The 18,767-nt window shown below is 64.5% G+C and carries 21 protein-coding genes and 1 riboswitch; of the genes, 13 read left to right on the top strand and 8 right to left on the bottom strand.

Annotated elements, in window-relative coordinates; translation table 11 throughout:
• Positions 1-4: 4 nt before the first annotated feature.
• From PSV26_RS16970 to PSV26_RS16940, 7 genes are all read right to left on the bottom strand, one after another.
• Positions 5-718 (bottom strand): 2OG-Fe(II) oxygenase, encoded by a 714-nt coding sequence (locus tag PSV26_RS16970; protein WP_300572310.1) that lies wholly within the window; start codon positions 716-718, stop codon positions 5-7.
• A gap of 327 nt (positions 719-1,045) precedes the next feature.
• Complete coding sequence (locus PSV26_RS16965) at positions 1,046-1,504, bottom strand: hypothetical protein (RefSeq protein WP_300572308.1); 459 nt, start codon at positions 1,502-1,504, stop codon at positions 1,046-1,048.
• 207 nt (positions 1,505-1,711) lie between these two features.
• The gene (gene trxC / locus PSV26_RS16960) at positions 1,712-2,149 is read right to left on the bottom strand and encodes a thioredoxin TrxC (RefSeq protein ID WP_300520348.1); all 438 of its coding nucleotides are present in this window, start codon (positions 2,147-2,149) and stop codon (positions 1,712-1,714) included.
• A 23-nt stretch (positions 2,150-2,172) separates the two neighbouring features.
• Positions 2,173-2,406: a hypothetical protein gene (locus PSV26_RS16955; RefSeq protein ID WP_096665230.1), complete on the bottom strand. Its 234-nt coding sequence runs from the start codon at positions 2,404-2,406 to the stop codon at positions 2,173-2,175.
• Positions 2,393-2,746 (bottom strand): hypothetical protein, encoded by a 354-nt coding sequence (locus PSV26_RS16950; protein ID WP_300520347.1) that lies wholly within the window; start codon positions 2,744-2,746, stop codon positions 2,393-2,395. The genes PSV26_RS16955 and PSV26_RS16950 overlap by 14 nt, the downstream gene beginning before the upstream one ends.
• 184 nt (positions 2,747-2,930) lie before the next feature.
• On the bottom strand, positions 2,931-3,545 hold the full coding sequence (locus PSV26_RS16945; protein ID WP_300520346.1) for a class I SAM-dependent methyltransferase: 615 nt from the start codon (positions 3,543-3,545) through the stop codon (positions 2,931-2,933).
• A gap of 101 nt (positions 3,546-3,646) precedes the next feature.
• The gene (locus PSV26_RS16940) at positions 3,647-4,687 is read right to left on the bottom strand and encodes a sulfate ABC transporter substrate-binding protein (RefSeq protein ID WP_300572306.1); all 1,041 of its coding nucleotides are present in this window, start codon (positions 4,685-4,687) and stop codon (positions 3,647-3,649) included.
• Between the two features lie 143 nt (positions 4,688-4,830).
• On the opposite strand from PSV26_RS16940, the gene PSV26_RS16935 reads away from it, so the two are divergent.
• Positions 4,831-5,103 carry an oxidative damage protection protein gene (locus PSV26_RS16935; protein ID WP_300520344.1) on the top strand — a complete coding sequence of 91 codons (273 nt, stop codon included), beginning with the start codon at positions 4,831-4,833 and terminating at the stop codon, positions 5,101-5,103.
• Between the two features lie 128 nt (positions 5,104-5,231).
• Positions 5,232-7,118, top strand: coding sequence for an FAD-dependent 5-carboxymethylaminomethyl-2-thiouridine(34) oxidoreductase MnmC (gene mnmC, locus PSV26_RS16930; RefSeq protein WP_300572701.1), 1,887 nt, complete (start codon positions 5,232-5,234; stop codon positions 7,116-7,118).
• A 42-nt stretch (positions 7,119-7,160) separates the two neighbouring features.
• On the opposite strand, the gene PSV26_RS16925 is transcribed toward mnmC, so the two are convergent.
• Complete coding sequence (locus tag PSV26_RS16925) at positions 7,161-7,988, bottom strand: response regulator (protein ID WP_300572304.1); 828 nt, start codon at positions 7,986-7,988, stop codon at positions 7,161-7,163.
• A gap of 200 nt (positions 7,989-8,188) precedes the next feature.
• On the opposite strand from PSV26_RS16925, the gene PSV26_RS16920 reads away from it, so the two are divergent.
• From PSV26_RS16920 to PSV26_RS16870, 11 genes are all read left to right on the top strand, one after another.
• Positions 8,189-8,980, top strand: a complete 792-nt coding sequence (locus PSV26_RS16920) for a sulfite exporter TauE/SafE family protein (protein WP_300572302.1) — start codon at positions 8,189-8,191, stop codon at positions 8,978-8,980.
• Between the two features lie 44 nt (positions 8,981-9,024).
• Positions 9,025-10,836, top strand: coding sequence for a nitrite/sulfite reductase (locus PSV26_RS16915; protein WP_300572300.1), 1,812 nt, complete (start codon positions 9,025-9,027; stop codon positions 10,834-10,836).
• A 10-nt stretch (positions 10,837-10,846) separates the two neighbouring features.
• Positions 10,847-11,251: a DUF934 domain-containing protein gene (locus tag PSV26_RS16910; RefSeq protein WP_300520336.1), complete on the top strand. Its 405-nt coding sequence runs from the start codon at positions 10,847-10,849 to the stop codon at positions 11,249-11,251.
• Positions 11,252-11,256: 5 nt separating this feature from the next.
• The gene (locus PSV26_RS16905; protein ID WP_300572299.1) at positions 11,257-11,877 is read left to right on the top strand and encodes a phosphoadenosine phosphosulfate reductase family protein; all 621 of its coding nucleotides are present in this window, start codon (positions 11,257-11,259) and stop codon (positions 11,875-11,877) included.
• 3 nt (positions 11,878-11,880) lie between these two features.
• Positions 11,881-12,837: a sulfate adenylyltransferase subunit CysD gene (gene cysD, locus PSV26_RS16900; RefSeq protein WP_300520330.1), complete on the top strand. Its 957-nt coding sequence runs from the start codon at positions 11,881-11,883 to the stop codon at positions 12,835-12,837.
• A 116-nt stretch (positions 12,838-12,953) separates the two neighbouring features.
• On the top strand, positions 12,954-14,285 hold the full coding sequence (locus PSV26_RS16895; RefSeq protein ID WP_300572297.1) for a GTP-binding protein: 1,332 nt from the start codon (positions 12,954-12,956) through the stop codon (positions 14,283-14,285).
• A 90-nt stretch (positions 14,286-14,375) separates the two neighbouring features.
• Positions 14,376-14,705 (top strand): ferredoxin FdxA, encoded by a 330-nt coding sequence (fdxA, locus tag PSV26_RS16890; RefSeq protein WP_096695755.1) that lies wholly within the window; start codon positions 14,376-14,378, stop codon positions 14,703-14,705.
• A 66-nt stretch (positions 14,706-14,771) separates the two neighbouring features.
• Positions 14,772-15,872 (top strand): NAD(P)/FAD-dependent oxidoreductase, encoded by a 1,101-nt coding sequence (locus PSV26_RS16885; protein ID WP_300572295.1) that lies wholly within the window; start codon positions 14,772-14,774, stop codon positions 15,870-15,872.
• Between the two features lie 203 nt (positions 15,873-16,075).
• Positions 16,076-16,573: an ATP-binding protein gene (locus tag PSV26_RS16880; protein WP_300572293.1), complete on the top strand. Its 498-nt coding sequence runs from the start codon at positions 16,076-16,078 to the stop codon at positions 16,571-16,573.
• A gap of 8 nt (positions 16,574-16,581) precedes the next feature.
• Positions 16,582-17,238: a DUF2239 family protein gene (locus PSV26_RS16875; protein WP_300572291.1), complete on the top strand. Its 657-nt coding sequence runs from the start codon at positions 16,582-16,584 to the stop codon at positions 17,236-17,238.
• A complete protein-coding gene (locus tag PSV26_RS16870) occupies positions 17,235-18,584 on the top strand; it encodes an MATE family efflux transporter (protein WP_300572289.1) in 1,350 nt (449 codons plus the stop codon). The genes PSV26_RS16875 and PSV26_RS16870 overlap by 4 nt, the downstream gene beginning before the upstream one ends.
• Positions 18,585-18,641: 57 nt before the next feature.
• Positions 18,642-18,740, top strand: a riboswitch (TPP riboswitch).
• The last annotated feature ends 27 nt before the right edge of the window (positions 18,741-18,767 follow it).

The following is an 18,767-nucleotide window of genomic DNA, read 5'->3' as shown; positions in this document are numbered from 1 at the left end:
GGCCTTACTGCGCGTCATGAAAAATCACACCCAGCGTGTGGCGTTGGCCTGAGCGTAGCGTGCTGACGCCGTGGCGCATGTGGACCCTGTAAGTACCCCTGCTGCCCTGCACCGGGCGGTGGTGCACGGCAAACACCACGGCGTCGCCCTGCGCCAGGGGAATCACCTCGGGGCGGGACTGCATGCGCGGGCGCTGCTCGGTCAGCACAAACTCGCCGCCAGTGAAGTCATCCCCCGGCCGCGACAGCAACACCGCCACCTGCAGGGGAAACACATGCTCACCGTACAGGTCCTGGTGCAGGCAGTTGTAGTCGCCCTCCGCGTACTGCAGCAGCAAGGGCGTCGGTCGCGTCTGGCCGGCCGCGTGGCAGCGCGCGAGGAACAAGGCATGTTCGGGCGGATAACGCACGGCGATGCCCATGGCTTCGTTCCAGCGGTTGGCCACGTCCACCAGCCGGGGATACAGGGTGCTGCGCAGTTGCTGAACCAGGGCCGGCAGCGGGTAGTTGAAATACTGGTATTCGCCCTGGCCAAAACCGTGCCGCGCCATCACGACGCGGCTGCGAAACAGTGGGTTCTGCCGGTAAAGCGCGGCGGTTGCCGCGCACTGGGCAGGGCTCAAGAGCTGCGGCAACACGGCGCTGCCGCGCGTCTGCAGTTCTTCGGTCAGTGTCGGCCAGCCGGTTACGGCCGGCCGGTCCGTCAACAAGGTGTTCATGGCGGGTGGGTGTCCTGGGGAAAAACCCAAGCGTAGGCCGGTGGCCGCGGCCATGCTCGCCGGAAACGGACATCCCGTCGATTCAGCGTGGGGCGCGGAGGCGCCCTGTTTCATGCACGAAATCGGCCCCCAGCCCAATGAGGCCTGGCGCTAGGAGTCTGCGCGGCAGAAGGCGTCGAAGCGAAAAGCGGCCCCAGCGAGGACAGTTTTTGCCGGATTTTCAGCCCCATAGCCGTCGCTATGGGGCAATAAGCCGGTGAAAAATGGACCGCTGCGGTCGCTTTGCAGCCGACGATCCTTCTGCCGCGCAGACTCCTAGCAGCTACTCTATTGATAGCGTTGCGGGGAACCCTGCATGCCGGTGCTGCCGGCGCCGTCCAGCCCCAGCAGGGCAAGGAAACGAGGGCCGAGCGTGCTGGCGCCGGAGCGCGCAGCAGCCACCTGCACAGGCGGGTGGCCTGCGGGCCGGCTACAGGCAAACTCCGGCAGGCAGACAGCCAGTTCGTCAAAACCGGCCACGATGCGCGGCCCGACCCACAGCCGCACCCAGCGCGCCATGGCCACACGCTGATCGCCGATCCGCAGGCTGGCCGCAAACTGCGGTGTAGCGAAGGACCTGGCAACCTGCCGCTCGACAAAAGGCGTGGCTTCGTCGGCCACCCAGTCGAGGAACACGGGAGACAACTTCTGCGGGCTCCCGCAGACGAGCTCGAACACCAGCTCGTCGAGCGCGGAAACAGCGGTGAGACAAGCCTCTTTGAGGCCAAGGGTGTGGGTGCGGATCATGAGGGTTCTCCAGAAAAATCAACCAGCGGCAGGCCTGTCAACCCGTACTCCCGCCTGCATCCGTACCGGCGGCAATGTGCCGGGACAGCAAGCGTGATTTTTTGAAGGACAAGCAGCAGAGCCATGCATGCTTAACGGCAGGCTGCCTGACAAGTTGAGGGCCAGACGCGGAACCGGGAGACGCGGTCCGCGCCGGCAGCACGGGCTTCAGCCGATGTGCGACCGTGTCCAGCGCACGATGTCGGCCGCGCCCATGGCGCCGGGCTGGCGCGCGACCTCGCGGCCGTTCACGAACAGCGCCAGCGTGGGAATGCTGCGGATGTTGAAGCGTGCGCCCAGGTTCCGGGAGGCCTCGGTGTCCACCTTGACCACGCGAACCGCAGGCTCCAGTTGCGCGGCGGCCTGTTCATAGGCCGGCGCCATCTGCAGGCAGGGGCCGCACCAGGGCGCCCAGAAATCGACAAGCACCGGAATCTGGTTGCGCGTGATGTGGCGGTCAAACGCCGCTTCGTCGAGGTTGACCGGATGCCGGGTGAACAGCGCCTGGTGGCAACTGCCGCAGTCCGGCGCCTTGGCCAGGTCCGCACTCTTGACGCGGTTGGTCGTGTGGCAGTGCGGGCACACGATGTGCAGGGAATCCGTCATCTGTATCCCGTCTGCATTCTGAATCAGCTGTTGTTGGCTTCGTCCAGCGCCTTGCACGACGGTGCACACACGGCGTGGGACTTGCCCAGCACCTTGCGTGTGCCCATCTGCGAGCGGGGACGGTGTTTGCCGCACATGAAGCACGACATCGTGGCAGCACCGAAAGAAGCAGACGCGACAAACGGGGAGCCCGATACCTTGGATTTGTAACGCAGTCCGTCGGCAAGGACGGTGGTTTTGGCATCAGCTCTGGCCATGGGTGTTTCCTTGGTTGGGTTGGCGCATTGCGCGCTCTATGGCTTGCCTGGCCTGCCGTTCAGCAGCCAGCGCCGGATCCAGCGGCGAGCGGCACAGGCCCGCATGCTGGTAATAGACATTTTCGTACAATTCGGCCGCGGCCGGGTGCGTGTCCAGCAAAGCACCCAATTCGCGACCGGGCTCTACGCCGCCCAAGGCCTGAACCAGATGCGTCACCACCGAGCGGTATTGCTCCGGACCGACCGGCACGGCGCTGTGCTCCAGCCGCTCGAGCAGTTCAGCCAGCACGTGGGTCACGGTCAGGTTGGCACTGAAAGAAGGGGTTTGGGTCGTGTTCATGCCTCTGAAACTGGGGGCTTTTGGCCGAAAAACAAGCCAGAATGCCCCGCCTCCCAGGTCACTTTGTTTTTGATAGCTGCCAGCGCCCGTCCAACAAGGGCTGAAGGCCTTTTTGGCTTCAAAAACCTGCCCCCGTCCGGATGCCTGCGGCGAGCCGCGTGCCAGGCCGTCTTCTGGGACCCCGTCAATGCAGGACGCAATGGCAATACACGAAATGCTGCAGGGCACCGGAAGGCGTGCGATGGTCTTCCTGCAAGTGTTCCAGCAGTTCAAAAGCGCCGCCAAACTCGGCATGCAGCGCATCGGGCGCATACCGGACCACAGGCAGGCCGCTGCATTGCAGGGGCCCGTCAGGGGCAAAGGCCGCCACGATGACATGCCCGCCCGGGCGCACGGCACGGCGCACCTGGGCAACATAAGCGGCGCGATCGGCCGGATCGGTGAGGAAATGGAAAACGGCCCGGTCGTGCCAGACATCGATGCCGGCTTTCTCCAGCGGCACAGTCGTGATGTCGCCCTCGATCCAGCGCACCCGCCCTGCCCGCTCACCGAGCCGGCGGCGAGCCACCTCAAGCGCCGCACCGGAAATATCCAGCACGCTCACATCCGTCATGCCGTGGTCCAGCAGGTCGTCCACCAGGCGGGAAGCCCCGCCCCCCACATCGACAATACGCGCCGACTTGTCGTGGGCGACACGCAGGATCAGCTCGAGCGACAAGGTCGCGTGCGGCTGGTACCAGCTCACGGCTTCGGCAGCATTGGCGGTGTAGACCTGCTCCCAATGGGATTTGGGTTCCATGAAACGTCTCCGGGTAAGCCTTTGATCCGTTGATGATAGTGAAGTCAGCGCAAGCTGGACTGACCTGCCTCAAACTTGCGGTGCCCCGGACCGGTGTTTTTTTACTTGCGGACGTAGATCTGGTCGAAGGAAGCACCGTCCGAAAAGTGCTCCTTGTCCGCCTTGGCCCAGCCGCCGAAAGCCTGGTCGATGGTGAACAGGTTCAGTTTGGGAAACTGGCTGGCGTATTTGGCGATGGCTTTTTGCGAGACCGCCGGGCGGTAGAAGTTCTTGCCGGCGATGTCCTGGCCCTCTTCGGAATACAAATACTTCAGGTACTCCCCGGCCACGGTACGTGTGCCTTTCCTGTCAACGTTTTTGTCCACCACGGCCACCGCCGGTTCGGCCAGGATGCTGATCGATGGTGCGACCACGTCGAACCTGGCGCCGAATTCTTTTTCAAGCAGGTAGGCCTCGTTCTCCCACGCGATCAACACATCGCCCTGGGCGCGCTGGGCAAAAGTGATGGTGGAGCCGCGCGCGCCGGTGTCCAGCACAGACACGTTGCGGTAGAGCTTGGCGACAAACTCCCTGGCCTTGGCATCGCTGCCGTATTGGCGTTTGGCAAACTCCCAGGCCGCCAGGTAATTCCAGCGTGCACCGCCCGAGGTTTTGGGGTTGGGGGTGATCACGCTGATGCCGGGTTTGATCAGGTCGTCCCAGTCTTTGATGCCCTTGGGGTTGCCCTGGCGCACGACCAGCACGATGGTCGAGGTGTAGGGCGAGGCGTTGTGCGGCAGCTTTTTCTGCCAGTCAGGGGCAAGCCATGCACCGTTTTTGACCAGCGCGTCGGTGTCACCGGCCAGCGCCAGGGTGGCCACGTCGGCATCCAGCCCGTCGATGATGGAGCGCGCCTGCTTGCCCGAGCCGCCATGCGACTGCTTGATGGTCACGTCCTGGTTGGCCCTGGCTTTCCAGTGTCTGGCAAAAGCGGCGTTGTACTCGACGTAGAACTCGCGGGTCGGATCGTAGGACACATTGAGCAGGGTCACGGGCGGTTTGGCGGCCGGCGTTTGCGCGAAAGCGACTCCAGCCGACCCTGCCAGCGCAACGGCTACTGCCAGGCGGGTGGAAACATTCATAAAATGGCGGCGAGTGGTCATGGTCAGCTTTCTGGTCCGGTGCATTTGCATGCGATTGAATAAGAAACCGGATTCTGGAAGCGGCAGGCCAAAACAGGAACGAATAAAAATTCAGTTCTTAATGCCCGAATCATCTATAACCAGATTCCACGAAAGAAATCCTCATGGCACGTACCGTCAAATGCATCAAACTGGGCCGGGAAGCCGAAGGTCTGGATTTCCCTCCCTACCCCGGCCCCCTCGGCAAGCGCCTGTGGGAAGAGGTCAGCAAGGAAGCCTGGGCAGACTGGATGAAGCAGCAGACCATGCTGGTCAATGAAAACCGCCTGAACCTCGCCGATGCGCGCGCGCGCCAGTACCTGGCCCGGCAGATGGAAAACCACTTTTTCGGCAGTGGCGCAGACAAAGTTCAAGGCTACGTTCCCCCGTCTGCATAGGGGCGTGCAGACTCCGGATCCAGACCAGCAGGGGCCGCGGATCCGGCTTCGCCGGTCCGCAGGCGCAGCGGCCCCCTCGGGGGGCAGGGCGCTACACGCAGTGAGCAACCGTGGGGGCTGTATCCGTCATGGCTGAAGTGATCGAGTGGCTGGCCGATGGCACGCCCTACAGCCCGCGTTTTGGCGACCGCTACCGCAGCGAACTCGGCGGGCTGGCGCAGTCGCGCGAGGTGTTTTTGCACGGCTGCGGCCTGCCTGCCGCCTGGGCGGGCCAGCAGCAGTGGTGCATCCTGGAAACAGGCTTTGGCCTCGGGCTGAACTTCCTGGTGACCTGGCAGGCCTGGAAGGCCGACCCCGCGCGCCCTCGGCTGCTGCATTTCGTGGCCACTGAGGCGCACCCGGCCGGCGCCGCAGACACGCGGCGTGCCGCCGCGGTGCATCCTGAACTGCTGCCTTTGGCCGAACAACTGCAGGCCCAGTGCTGGGGCCTGCTGCCCGGTACCCACCGGCTGGTGTTCGAAAGCGGCCAGGTGCTGCTCACCCTGTGTATCGGCGACACCCAAGCGGTGCTGCGCGAGCAGGCGTTTGAAGCCGACACGGTTTACCTGGACGGCTTCAGTCCCGCCAAAAACCCGGGCATGTGGGACCTGCCCACCTTCAAGGCGGTGGCGCGCTGCTGCCGCCGCGGCACCCGCATCGCCAGCTGGACGGTCGCGCGCAGCGTGCTCGACGGCCTGGTGCAAGTCGGCTTTGCGATAAGGAAAACGCCCGGGCTGCCGCCCAAACGCGACAACCTCCAGGGTGAATTCAACCCCGGATGGGAGCCGCGCCGGGCCAGCCATTTCACACCGGTTCAGCCCTCTACCTGCGTCGTCATCGGCGCCGGCCTGGCCGGCGCGGCCAGTGCCGCCAGCCTGGCACGGCGCGGCTGGCTGGTAACGGTGCTGGATGCGCATGAGACGCCGGCCGGTGGCGCCTCGGGCCTGCCGGCCGGTGTGCTGGTGCCGCATGTCTCGCCCGACGACAGCCTGCTGTCGCGCCTGTCGCGCTGCGGCGTGCGCGCCACGCTGCAACAACTGCGTGCGCTGTTGCCGGAAGGCCGCGACTGGCAGGCCAGCGGCGTGCTGGAGCGGCGGCTGGACGACAGCAGTGGCCTGCCTGCCGGCTGGCCCGACGCCGGCCGCGACTGGAGCGAGCCAGCCAATGCAGCACAACTCGAACAGGCCGGGCTGGACACGGCGTCAGCGGCCACCTGGCACCACCAGGCCGGCTGGATCAAGCCGGCCCGGCTGGTGCAGGCGCTGCTTGCGCAGCCCGGCATCACCTGGCGTGGCGGCATGCAGGCCGTGCGGCTGGAACGCAACGCCGCGGGCCCATGGCAGGTGTTCGACGGCCGGGAGCAGATCATTGCGCAGGCCGATCTTGTGGTGCTGGCCGCGGCCCATGGCAACGGGCTGCTGGTGGACGGCGGCCTGCCGCTGCAGGCGATTCGCGGTCAGGTGTCCTGGGGCCTGCGGCGCACTGGCGACAACAGCGCGTTTCCCCCCTTCCCGGTCAACGGGCATGGCAGCTTGCTCCCTGCCGTGCCTGTCGATGACGGCGTGGCGTGGATGGCCGGCGCCGGTTTTCAGCGCGACCGCCATGACAGCCGGCCCGACCCGGCCGATCAGCAGGCCAACCTGGAACGCCTGCAGACCCTGCTGCCGCACACGGCACGCCAACTGGCAGCGGATTTTCAGGACGGTACCCCCCGGGCCTGGGCCGGCGTGCGATGCGCCTCACCGGACCGGTTGCCGCTGGTGGGCCCGCTCCATCCCGTGCGGCAATCGGGGCTCTGGGTGAACACGGCCATGGGGTCACGCGGGTTGACGTTTGCCGTGCTCGGCGGCGAACTGCTCGCCGCCCGCCTGCATGGCGAGCCCTTGCCGGTGGACAAGCGCATGCTGCAGGCACTGGCGCCGCAGCGCGCCAGCCTGCTCAAACAACGGGTGGCGCCCGTGGACCCCGTGATTTGAAGACGTTTCTAGTTCCAGCCCTTATCCCACCTACGCAGACAGCTATATATTTAGTAGCAATTTCTTGAGTTGCCCGGGGTGCAGGGGTTTTCGCAGGTAGACCTGCGCACCGGAAAAACGGGCCCGCAGCCCCTGCTGCCAAGCCGGCGCCGTGCCGGTCACAAACATGTGGGCAATCGCCGGCCGGGTGTTGTCCACCGCCTTGATCAGTTCCCAGGGGTCCATGTCGGTCAGCCCCAGATCCACCGTCACCAGCAGGTAGGCATGGGTGTTCAGCAGAATCAGGGCCTCGGTGCCGGTGGCCGCTTCATCGACCTCGTGCAGGCCGGCGGCGGCCAGCTTGGCACGCAGATACAGACGGTCATCGCGCCCGGGGGCCACCACCAGCACCCGCCGCCCCACCGCCGGCAGGAGGCCCGGCTCCAGCGGCAGGGGTTCGGTGGCGTCACCGTCGTCAAGCACCACATCGAGGTCCTCATCATGCGCGAGGTTCAGATCGATCGGCTGCGAGGCCGGGGGTTCTGTGGAAGAAGGCAAAGGCTGCGGCAGGAGCCCAAAGGCCTCGTCCATGACCTCCAAAACGGCCGACCATCTGACGGGTGCCGCAAACACCCGCCAGGCCTGGGCCGGCGCCTCTTCTCCGATCCAGATGAGTTTGATGCCGTCGTGGGCGGGGTTGGCCAGTGCCAGCACGGCCTCCCAGCTGTCGCCGTCGATGATCAGGACATCGGGCGCTTCAATCGCCTCAGCGGTTTGTGCAGTCCAGGCTGAATAAACCACCTCGCGTGACTCCGACAGGCGAAACACCAGGTCCAGCGCCTGGCGCTCGGTGCCACTGAACCCGAAATACTTGACGAATATCCGCTTCAATGCCTCGCCCCTTGTTGTTATTGCCGTGGATGATACGGGGCTTGTCTCCAGTTGTTGCCGAGGGCGTTGTCCCGATGACACGGAATTCAGTGATCAGGCCCGGAAAGCCGCATGAACACTGGGAAATAAGCTTATTCGCATAAGCGAACAACAAATCTGTAGTTTGTTTTCATAAGCCGTCGCCCTAAAGTCCCCGGCTTATGCATGATTTTGCTTTTGTGTTCGCGGGTTTTGCCGTCGGTCTCGTGGTGGGACTGACCGGGGTCGGTGGCGGCTCGCTGATGACGCCCCTGCTGATCTTCTTTTTCGGCGTCAAGCCGCACCTGGCCATCGGTACCGACCTGCTGTTTGCCGCTTTTACCAAGCTGGGCGGCACGGTCGGCCTGGCCCGGTCCCGGCTGGTGGACTGGAAAATTGTCGGCCAGACCGCCGCCGGCAGCATTCCGGCCTCGCTGGCCACGCTGTATGTGCTGCATCTTGTCGGACCAGCCAATCCGGCGGCCCAGGCCGTCATGACCACCACGCTGGGGGTGGCGTTGCTGCTGACGGCGTGCGCCACCTTCTACAAAGCCATCTATGGCAAGGCCGCGCCGCGCCAGATTGAACCGGCCGCCCTGGCCGCAGCCACGCAGGCCCGCCACTGGGCCCTGCCGATGCTGTTCGGCGCAGTGATCGGGGCGCTGGTGACGCTGACTTCGGTCGGCGCCGGCGCCATCGGGGTGATTGTGCTGATGCTGCTTTACCCCGCCCTGCCCTTGCCGCGCATTGTGGCCGCCGACATCGCCCATGCGGTGCCGTTGACGCTGGTGGCCGGTTTCGGCCACGCGTCCATCGGCTCAGTTGACTGGCTGCTGCTGGCCAAACTGCTGGCCGGCTCGCTGCCCGGCATCTGGCTCGGTTCGCGCCTGGTCAACAGCACGCCGGACCGCTGGATACGCTCCCTGCTTTCCGTGCTGCTGGCTTATGCCGGCGCCAAACTCATTGCCATCTGACCCTCTGACCTTCTGACCTTCTGAATCACCTGATCCTGACCGCCATGTACCAATACACCGAATTTGACCGCCAGTTTGTGAAAGCCCGCGCCGCCCAGTACCGCGACCAGCTGAGCCGCTGGCAGGCCGGCGAGCTGGCCGAAGACGACTTCCGGCCCCTGCGTCTGCAAAACGGCTGGTATGTACAGCGTTACGCACCCATGCTGCGCGTCGCGGTGCCTTATGGCGAACTGTCCAGCGCGCAGGTACGCGTGCTGGCCAGGATTGCGCGCGAGTACGACCAGCCCAACGCCGCGCTGTTCAATGACGCGCAGGCCAAGCAGGACAAGCTCGGCCCGGTCAACCTCAAGAGCGGCCTGTCGGTGGCGTCCAAACTGACGGCTGGCTACGCCCACTTCACGACGCGGCAGAACATCCAGTACAACTGGATTCCGCTCGACAAGTCAGCCGACGTGATGGACCTGCTGGCCAGCGTCAACATGCACGGCATCCAGACCAGCGGCAACTGCATACGTAACATCACCAGCGACGAACGTGCCGGCATCGCGGTCGACGAAATCGCCGACCCGCGGCCTTTTGGTGAGATCCTGCGCCAGTGGAGCACCCTGCACCCCGAGTTCGCCTTTTTGCCGCGCAAGTTCAAGATCGCCATCAGCGGCGCGAGGGAAGACCGCGCCGCCACCGCCTGGCACGACGTCGGCCTGCACCTGATCCGCAATGCCGAAGGCGAGCTGGGCTTCAAGGTGCTGGTCGGTGGCGGCATGGGCCGCACGCCCATCATCGGCACGGTGATCCGCGAGTTCCTGCCGTGGCACCAGGTCATGAATTACATCGAGGCCATCGTGCGGGTGTACAACCGTTATGGCCGGCGCGACAACATGTACAAGGCGCGCATCAAGATCCTGGTCAAGGCCGAGGGCCAGAAGTACATCGACGACGTCGAGGCCGAGTACCTGCAGATCATGGAACACGACGGTGGCCCGCACACCATCACGCAGGCCGAGCTGGACCGCGTCACCGCTTCGTTTGTGCCGCCCACGCTCAACTGCGACCGCAAAAGCGCCGATGCGAAGATCGCCAACATCCTGCGCGCCGCCGCCGAGGACGACATCGAGTTCGGCCGCTGGCTCAAGCAGAACGTGGCCCCGCACCAGAACCCCGACCTGCGTTGCGTCACGCTGTCGTTCAAACGCCTGGGCCAGGCGCCCGGCGACGCGACCGCCGACCAGCTCGACACGGCCGCCGACCTGGCCGACCGTTTCAGCGCCGGCGAGGTCCGTGTCACCCACGACCAGAACCTGCTGCTGCCCTGGGTGCGCTGCGACGAGCTGCCCGAGCTGTGGCGCGCCGCGCGCAAGTCGGGTTTTGCCCGCCCCAACATCCGACTGCTGACCGACATGATCGCCTGCCCCGGCGGCGACTTCTGCTCGCTGGCCAATGCACGCTCCATCCCGATCGCCGAGGCCATCACCGAGCGTTACCAGGACATGGACGAGCTGCATGACCTCGGGGAGATCGACCTGCACATCAGCGGCTGCATCAACTCCTGTGGCCACCATCACAGCGGCCACATCGGCATCCTGGGCGTCGACAAGGACGGCAAGGAGTGGTACCAGGTCACCCTGGGCGGCTCCGACGGCTCCACGCTGAGCGGCGCGCCGGTGCCGGGCAAGGTCGTCGGACCTTCGTTTTCCGCCGCCGAAGTTCCCGAAGTGATCGAAGCCGTGCTCGACACCTACCGCAGCCAGCGAGAAGCCGGTGAGACCTTTATTTCAACGTTGCGCCGCGTCGGCATGGACCCTTTCAAGGAAGCCGCCAAAGGTTCGCGTTTTGCCGCCACTGCTGTGGCCGCCTGAGGAGAACCGAATGAAACTTTTGCCCTTTACCGACCACACCGTCATTGAAAACAGCGCCGTCCTGGTGCTCGCCAACGACGCCGACCCACTGCAGGCTTCGCTCGAAGGCGTGACACGCATCGACCTGCACTTCCCGAAATTTACCGATGGCCGCGCCTTCAGCCAGGCCTTTCTGCTGCGCCGCCGGCGTGGCTTCGAGGGTGAGATACGTGCCACCGGCGACGTGCTGGCCGACCAGCTCGCGCAGATGGAGCGCAGCGGCTTTGACGTTGCCGTACTCCGCGCCGACCAGGACATGGCGACTGCCGAACGCGTGCTGGCGGCCTATCCTGGTTACGGCGTTGGCAAATACCAGGGCGATGCCGTGGACGTACAACCCCATTTCAAGGAAGCAGAGGAAGGGGCTACGGCCTGAACACCATGACCCTCGACCTCGAAAAAATCAACGCAGAACTCGGCCACAACGCGCAGGGCCTGGTGAACTGGGCCGTGGGACTGGACCGGCCAGCCATCGTCACCACCAATTTCCGCCCCTTCGAGGCGGTGATACTGCACATGGTGACGCGCGCCAACCCGAAGGTACCCGTGGTCTGGATGGACAACGGCTACAACACCGACGCCACCTACCGCTTCGCCAACGAAGTGACGAAGTTGCTCAAGCTGGACCTGCACATCTATCTGCCGCGCCGATCGCGTGCGCACCGCGAGGCCGTGGAAGGCCCGACCCCGGCGCTGGACGATCCGCGCCATGCGGCCTTCACTGAAGAAGTGAAACTCGAGCCCTTTGCCCGCGCACTGCGCGAAACGGCGCCCCAGGTCTGGTTCACCGCATTGCGCGCCACCGACACCGCCGTGCGCGCCCAGATGGACCCGGTCAGCGTCAACCCCGACGGGCTGATCAAGGTCGCGCCGCTCCTGCACTGGTCGTCCAAAGAGCTTTACCAGTACTGTGAAATCAACGGCCTGCCCAACAACTTCGACTACGTGGATCCCACCAAGGGCGAGGACAACCGCGAATGCGGCTTGCACCTCGCACACTGACTTATGAACGCCCGCACACCTTCCAACCTTCTACCAGCCGACCCGACGACATCCATCGCGCGGCTGTCCAACGCCCACCTCGACGCGCTCGAGGAAGAAACCATCTTCATCCTGCGCGAGGTGGCCGCCGCCTTCGAGCGCCCGGCCCTGCTGTTTTCGGGCGGGAAGGATTCGCTGGTCATGCTCAAGTGCGCCGAGAAGGCCTTCGGCGTGGGCCGCATTCCCTACCCGCTCCTGATGATCGACACCGGCCACAACTTCCACGAGGTCACCGACTTCCGCGACCTGCGCGCGAAAGAGCTGGGGGCCGAGCTGATCGTGCGCCATGTTGAAGACTCGATGAAACGCGGCACCGTGCGCCTGGCCCATCCCGGCGAGTCGCGCAATGTGCACCAGTCGGTGACCTTGCTCGAGGCCATTGACGAGTTCCGTTTCGACGCGCTGATCGGTGGCGCGCGCCGCGACGAGGAAAAGGCCAGGGCCAAGGAGCGCATCTTCTCGCACCGCGACAGCTTCGGCCAGTGGCAGCCCAAGGCCCAGCGGCCCGAGCTGTGGACCCTGTTCAACACCCGGCTGCAGCCCGGCGAACACTTCCGCGTGTTTCCGATCTCGAACTGGACCGAACTCGACGTCTGGCAATACATCGAGCGCGAAGCCATCGCCCTGCCCTCGCTCTATTACGCGCACCAGCGCAAGGTGGTCGAACGCAAGGGCCTGCTGGTGCCGGTGACCGACCTCACACCCGCGCGTGATGGGGAGCAGGTGGTCGAGAAAACCGTGCGTTTCCGCACCGTGGGCGACATCACCTGCACCTGCCCGGTGGACAGCCCGGCCGCCACGGCCGCCGAGATCGTGATCGAGACCCTGGCTGCCGATGTGAGCGAGCGCGGCGCCACCCGCATGGACGACAAGACGTCCGATGCGTCCATGGAAAAGCGCAAGAAAGACGGGTATTTTTAGTTCTCCCCCGGGCAGGCTTTGCCTGCTTCCCCCCAAGGGGCGGCGCCTGCGGGCCGGCGGAGCCGGACCCGCGGCCCCCACTGATCAAGGCCTTTGCCTACATTTTTGAGACTGACATGAGCACAAGCACAACCACAACCACTACCAATTTGATAGCTGGCGGCGCACAACTGGCGGTCGCTACAGGCCAAAATGACCTGAAATCCGCGCTGAAGTTCATCACCTGCGGCTCGGTCGATGACGGCAAAAGCACGCTGATCGGCCGCCTGCTGGTGGACAGCAAGGCCGTGCTGCAGGACCACCTTGCCGGTGTGCAGCGCGGCGGCGAGACCGACCTGGCCTTGCTGACCGACGGCCTGTCGGCCGAACGCGAGCAGGGCATCACCATCGACGTGGCCTACCGCTACTTCGCCACCGAAAATCGCAAGTTCATCATCGGCGACGCGCCCGGCCACGAGCAGTACACACGCAACATGGTCACGGCGGCGTCTAGCGCCGACGCCGCCGTGGTGCTGGTCGATGCGACCAAGCTGGACTGGAAAGACCCTTCGATGGAACTGTTGCCGCAAACCCGTCGCCATTCGCTGCTGGTCAACCTGCTGCGTGTGCCGTCGATTGTGTTCACGGTCAACAAGCTCGACGCGGTGGAAGACCCCACGCTGGCCTTCAACAACATCAGCGCGGCACTGACGACTTTTGCGCGCGCCGCGCAAATCCCGGTCCGGGCCATCGTGCCGATTTCCGCGCTCAAGGGCCACAACGTGGTGGACGCCAGCCCCGGCTGGTGCGGCTATGAAGGCCTGTCGCTGCTGCAGTTGCTGGAGCACCTGCCAGCCACGCCCGCGGAAAGCACCGAGGCGTTTGCCTTCCCGGTGCAGTGGGTGGAAAAATTCTCCTCGTCCGCAGACACTTCACAAGGCCGCCGCGTCTTCTGGGGCCGCGTGGCCACCGGCGGTGTGCAGCCGGGCCAGACCGTCACCGTGCTGCCCAGCGGGCAGACCGCCGTGGTGGCCCAGGTGCTCGACCACACCCGTGAGCCCCTGGCCGTGCTGGCCGGCCACAGCGCCGGTATCGTGCTGGACCGGGAAGTTGATGTGTCACGCGGCGACTGGTTGCTGGCGGCCGATACCTTTGAGCCGACGCGCGAACTGTCGGTCACTGTCGCCTGGATGGACGACGAGCCGCTGGTTGCTGGTCGCGTCTACTGGGCACTGCACGGCCACCGCTGGGTCAAGGCCAAGGTCAAACGTATCGTGCACAAGCTCGACGTCAATACCCTGGCCGAGGAAGACGCCAGCGAGTTGCCGCCCAATGCCATCGGCCACATCGAACTGAGCCTGCAGGCGCCGCTGGCCACCCTGCCTTATGCCCGCTCACGGGTCCTGGGCTCGCTGGTGCTGGTGGACACGGCATCGAACAAGACCTCGGGCGCCGTGCTGATCCTTTGATCAGGATCAGACGCTATCAAGCACCCGACTTAACCCTGCTCACGGAATCCTCTTAAAATTGAGGGTTTCCACCGATCCCGCAAGAACAACATGACTCACATCGTTACCGAATCCTGCATCCGCTGCAAATACACCGACTGTGTGGACGTCTGTCCCGTGGACTGTTTCCGCGAAGGCCCCAACATGCTGGTGATCGATCCGGACGAATGCATCGATTGCGCGGTCTGCATTCCGGAGTGCCCGGTCAATGCCATTTATGCCGAAGAAGACGTGCCGGCCGACCAGGTCAATTTCATCAAGATCAATGTCGAACTGAGCAACGCGCCCGGCTGGAAAAGCATCACCAAGCGCAAGGAAGCCCTGCCCGATGCCGAAGAGTGGAAGGACGTCACCAGCAAGCTGGACCAGCTCATTCGCTGAAAACGCATTCCGCCGCACTTTGAGCGCCCGCCCATCCTCTTCAAACTGAAACTCCGAAAAAGCCTCATGGAACCTCAACTGAACCAGGAAGTGATCAACACGGCTGCCGCGCACGATGGCCCGATAGAAACCGATGCGGTCATCGTCGGCGCGGGCCCGGTCGGTCTGTTCCAGGTGTTTGAACTCGGCCTGCTGGAGATCAAGGCCCATGTCATCGACTCGCTGGCCTACCCCGGTGGCCAGTGCATCGAGCTGTACCCGGACAAGCCGATTTACGACATTCCCGCCGTGCCCATGTGCACCGGCAAGGAACTGACCGACTCGCTTCTCAAGCAGATCGAGCCTTTTGGCGCGACGTTCCACTTCGGTCAGGAAGTCAGCACTGTTGAAAAACAGGAGGATGGCCGCTTTTTTGTGCAGACCTCCAAAGGCACCCAGTTCCTGACCAAAACCATCTTTATTGCGGCCGGCGTGGGGGCTTTCCAGCCACGTCTGCTGAAGGTTGACGGCCTCGACAAGTTTGACAACACGCAGCTGTTTTACCGCGTCAAGTCACCGGCCGACTTTGCCGGCAAAAACCTGGTGATCGTGGGCGGCGGCGATTCCGCGCTCGACTGGGCGCTCAATTTCGCCAAGGAAGGCCCGAACAAGGCCGAAAGCGTGATCCTGATCCATCGCCGCGACGGTTTCAAGGCCGCCCCGGCCAGCGTCGCAAAGATGCGGGAGCTGTGCGACAGCTACGAGATGCAGTTCATCGTTGGTCAGGTCACAGGTTACGAGGAAAAGGACGGCAAACTCACCGGCGCCAAGGTCACCGGTGCCGACGGCGTGACCCGCGTGGTGCCGCTCGACGTGATGCTGGTTTTCTTCGGCCTGTCGCCCAAGCTTGGACCGATCGCCGAATGGGGCCTGGACATCGAGCGCAAGCAGCTCAAGGTCGATACCGAGAAGTTCTCGACCAATGTGCCCGGCATCTTTGCGGTTGGCGACATCAACACCTACCCCGGCAAGAAAAAGCTGATCCTCAGCGGCTTTCATGAATGCGCGCTTGCCGCTTTTGGCGCGGCCCCCTTCATTTTTCCGGACAAGAAAATCCACCTTCAGTACACCACCACCAGCCCGAAGCTGCACAAGGTGCTCGGTGTGGAAACGCCCGTCTTCGACTGACCACCGGGCGACAACCCCTCCCCCTGTCAGGCCCGCCATGTGCGGGCCTTTTCTTTGCCTGTCGTTTTTTAGACGCAATTTCATCCGGGTAATATTGACACGCTATTTATATCCGGGTAATATTTATTGCATCGAAAAAAGGCAGGCCGACGACCACGGCAGGCCAGACAACTCCTCCAACTGGTCCAGCAAGAGAGAACACTATGGGAACCGTTTACCTAGTCTTCGGGCCGCAAGGCGCCGGCAAATCAAGTTATGCGCGTCAGCTCGCAGACCGTATCGAGGGCGTTCGGCTGTCGATCGACGACTGGATGGGCCAGCTGTATGGCCCCGACCTGCCGACTCCCATGAACTTTGCATGGATCATGGAACGCGTTCAAAGGTGCGAGAAGCGCATCTGGGCCACCGCGGCAGCCATTGCCGGCACAGGCGGACATGTGGTGCTGGATCTCGGATTCATGAAGGTCAACAACCGGACTGAATTCCTGTCGATGGCCAGTGCTGCCCAATATCCGGCACAGCTTCACTTTGTCAATGCGCCGCTTGATGTCAGGCGCCAGCGCGTGCTCCAGAGGAACATCGACAAGGGCGACACCTTTTCTTTTGAGGTCAGCGCGCCCATGTTCGATTTCATGGAACGCGAGTTCGAGCCGCCCACGGAGCAGGAGCTGGCCAGCGCCACCGTGTTCCATTCACACTGAAAGAAACCATGACCCCATCGTCCGGCCCCACGGCCAGCACCTCCCCGCAGCGGTGTTACACGGCCTTCGAGGAAAGCCGCCGCATCGCCACCGGCCCCTTGCGCGAGGTCGCCCTGAAGGTCAAGGCCGTCGCCGACCAGGGCCGGCAGAAAACCATTCTGGTGTTTGACGACCTGACGAGCGAGCTGATCGAGCTGGACCTGCGCGGCAGCGAAGCGGATGTACTGGACCGCCTGCAAACGTCCGGACTGGCGGAGGGCGGCGATGCCCCGGCCACGCCGGAGCCGGAGTACGCACCGCGCGGCCCGGGCCGGCCCAGGCTGGGCGTGATTGCGCGCGAGGTGACCCTGCTGCCGCGGCACTGGGAATGGCTGGGCAGCCAGCCCGGCGGCGCGTCGGTGGCGCTGCGCAAGCTGGTCGAGGAAGCCCGCCGCACCCACGAGGGCAAGGACCGCATGCGCCGCGCGCAGGAGGTGGCCTACCGTTTCATGTCGGCCATCGCCAGCAGTCTCCCGGGGTTTGAAGAGGCCAGCCGCGCGCTGTTCGCAGGCGACAGCGCTCGCTTCGACGAGCAGACCCAGGACTGGCCGGCCGACCTGCGCAGCCATGCACAAGGCCTGGCCCGGCATGCGTTCACTGCGGCTGATGGAAAGGACGCGGCATGAGCTCCCGACCACCGCTGATGTGGAAGGCTTTTCTCGTCTTCCTGGGCCCCATGATGGCCAGCAACATCCTGCAGGGGCTGTCGGGCACCATCAACAACGTCTACCTCGGCCAGATGCTCGGCGTCAGCGCGATGGCGTCGGTGTCGGCCTTCTTTCCTGTCATGTTCTTCTTCATTTCCTTTGTCATCGGGCTCGGTGCCGGGGCCTCGGTGTTGATCGGCCAGGCCTGGGGCGCCCAGGAGCCGGACCGGGTCAAGGCCATTGCCGGCACCGCGCTGAGCGTCGGCCTGCTGGCCGGGCTGGCCGTCGCGGTGTTCGGCGGAACCTTCACCGGCCTGCTGCTCACCTTGCTCGGAACACCCGCCGATATCCTGCCGGGCGCCACCGCCTATGCCCGCGTGATGCTGATTGCCATGCCCGGCCTGTTCGTGTTCCTGCTGGTCACCTCCATGATGCGCGGCGTGGGCGACACGCTGACGCCGCTGCTGGCACTGCTGCTGTCCACCGCGGTGGGCCTGGTCGTGACACCGGCGCTGATCCGCGGCTGGGGCGGCCTGCCGCAAATGGGAGTCGCCAGCGGCGCCTGGGGTGCGGTGCTGTCCTTCACGGTGGCGCTGGCCTGGCTGGCCTGGTACCTGCGGCGCAAGGGCCACGCGCTGGCACCCGACGCCCGGTTTCTGCAGCACATGAAGATCGACCGCGCCATCCTCGGGAAGGTCCTGCACATCGGCCTGCCCACCGGCCTGCAGATGGTCATCGTCTCGCTTGCCGAAGTGGCCGTGCTGTTCCTGGTCAACCGCTTCGGCTCCGAGGCCACCGCCGCCTACGGCGCGGTAAACCAGATCGTGGCCTACGTGCAGTTTCCGGCGATCTCCATTGCAATCACGGCCTCCATCCTCGGCGCGCATGCGATAGGCGCGGGCCATGCCGCACGCCTGGGCACCATCGCGCGCACGGCCATCATGCTCAACCTGGTGGTGACCGGCGGCCTGGTGCTGCTGGCCTACCTGTTCTCGCGCAGCATCATCGGCCTGTTCATCACCAGCGCGCCGGTCATCGAAACGGCCCAGACCCTGCTGCACATCATGCTGTGGAGCACGGTCATCTTCGGCATGTCGGCGGCCATCTCGGGTGTGATGCGCGCCAGCGGCTCCGTGCTGGTGCCCACCGCGATTTCGATCACCGCCATCCTGGCCATTGAAGTGCCCGTGGCGTGGCTGCTGAGCCGCCACATCGGCCTGAACGGTATCTGGGTGGCCTACCCGGTGGCGTTCACCGCCATGCTGGTGATGCAGACCGCCTACTACCGGCTGGTCTGGCGACACAAACCGGTGCGACGGCTGTGACCCTGCCGCACGCCATGCAGCGCCTGCCGTAGAATCCAGCAGGCGCTCCAGGAGGAGCGCATTCGCTGGGGGTGTTGCCACGCAAGTGGCGACTGAGAAAGTCCCTTTGAACCTGACTGAGGTAATCCTCGCGCAGGGAAGCATGTCCAGGGCGCGGCACGGGGTTTTCGACCCTGCGCGCGC

The organism is Polaromonas sp. (assembly GCF_029945685.1).
Lineage (GTDB): Bacteria > Pseudomonadota > Gammaproteobacteria > Burkholderiales > Burkholderiaceae_C > Polaromonas.
Note: the sequence above shows the minus strand (reverse complement) of the source record. Positions and strands in the feature narration are given on the sequence as shown.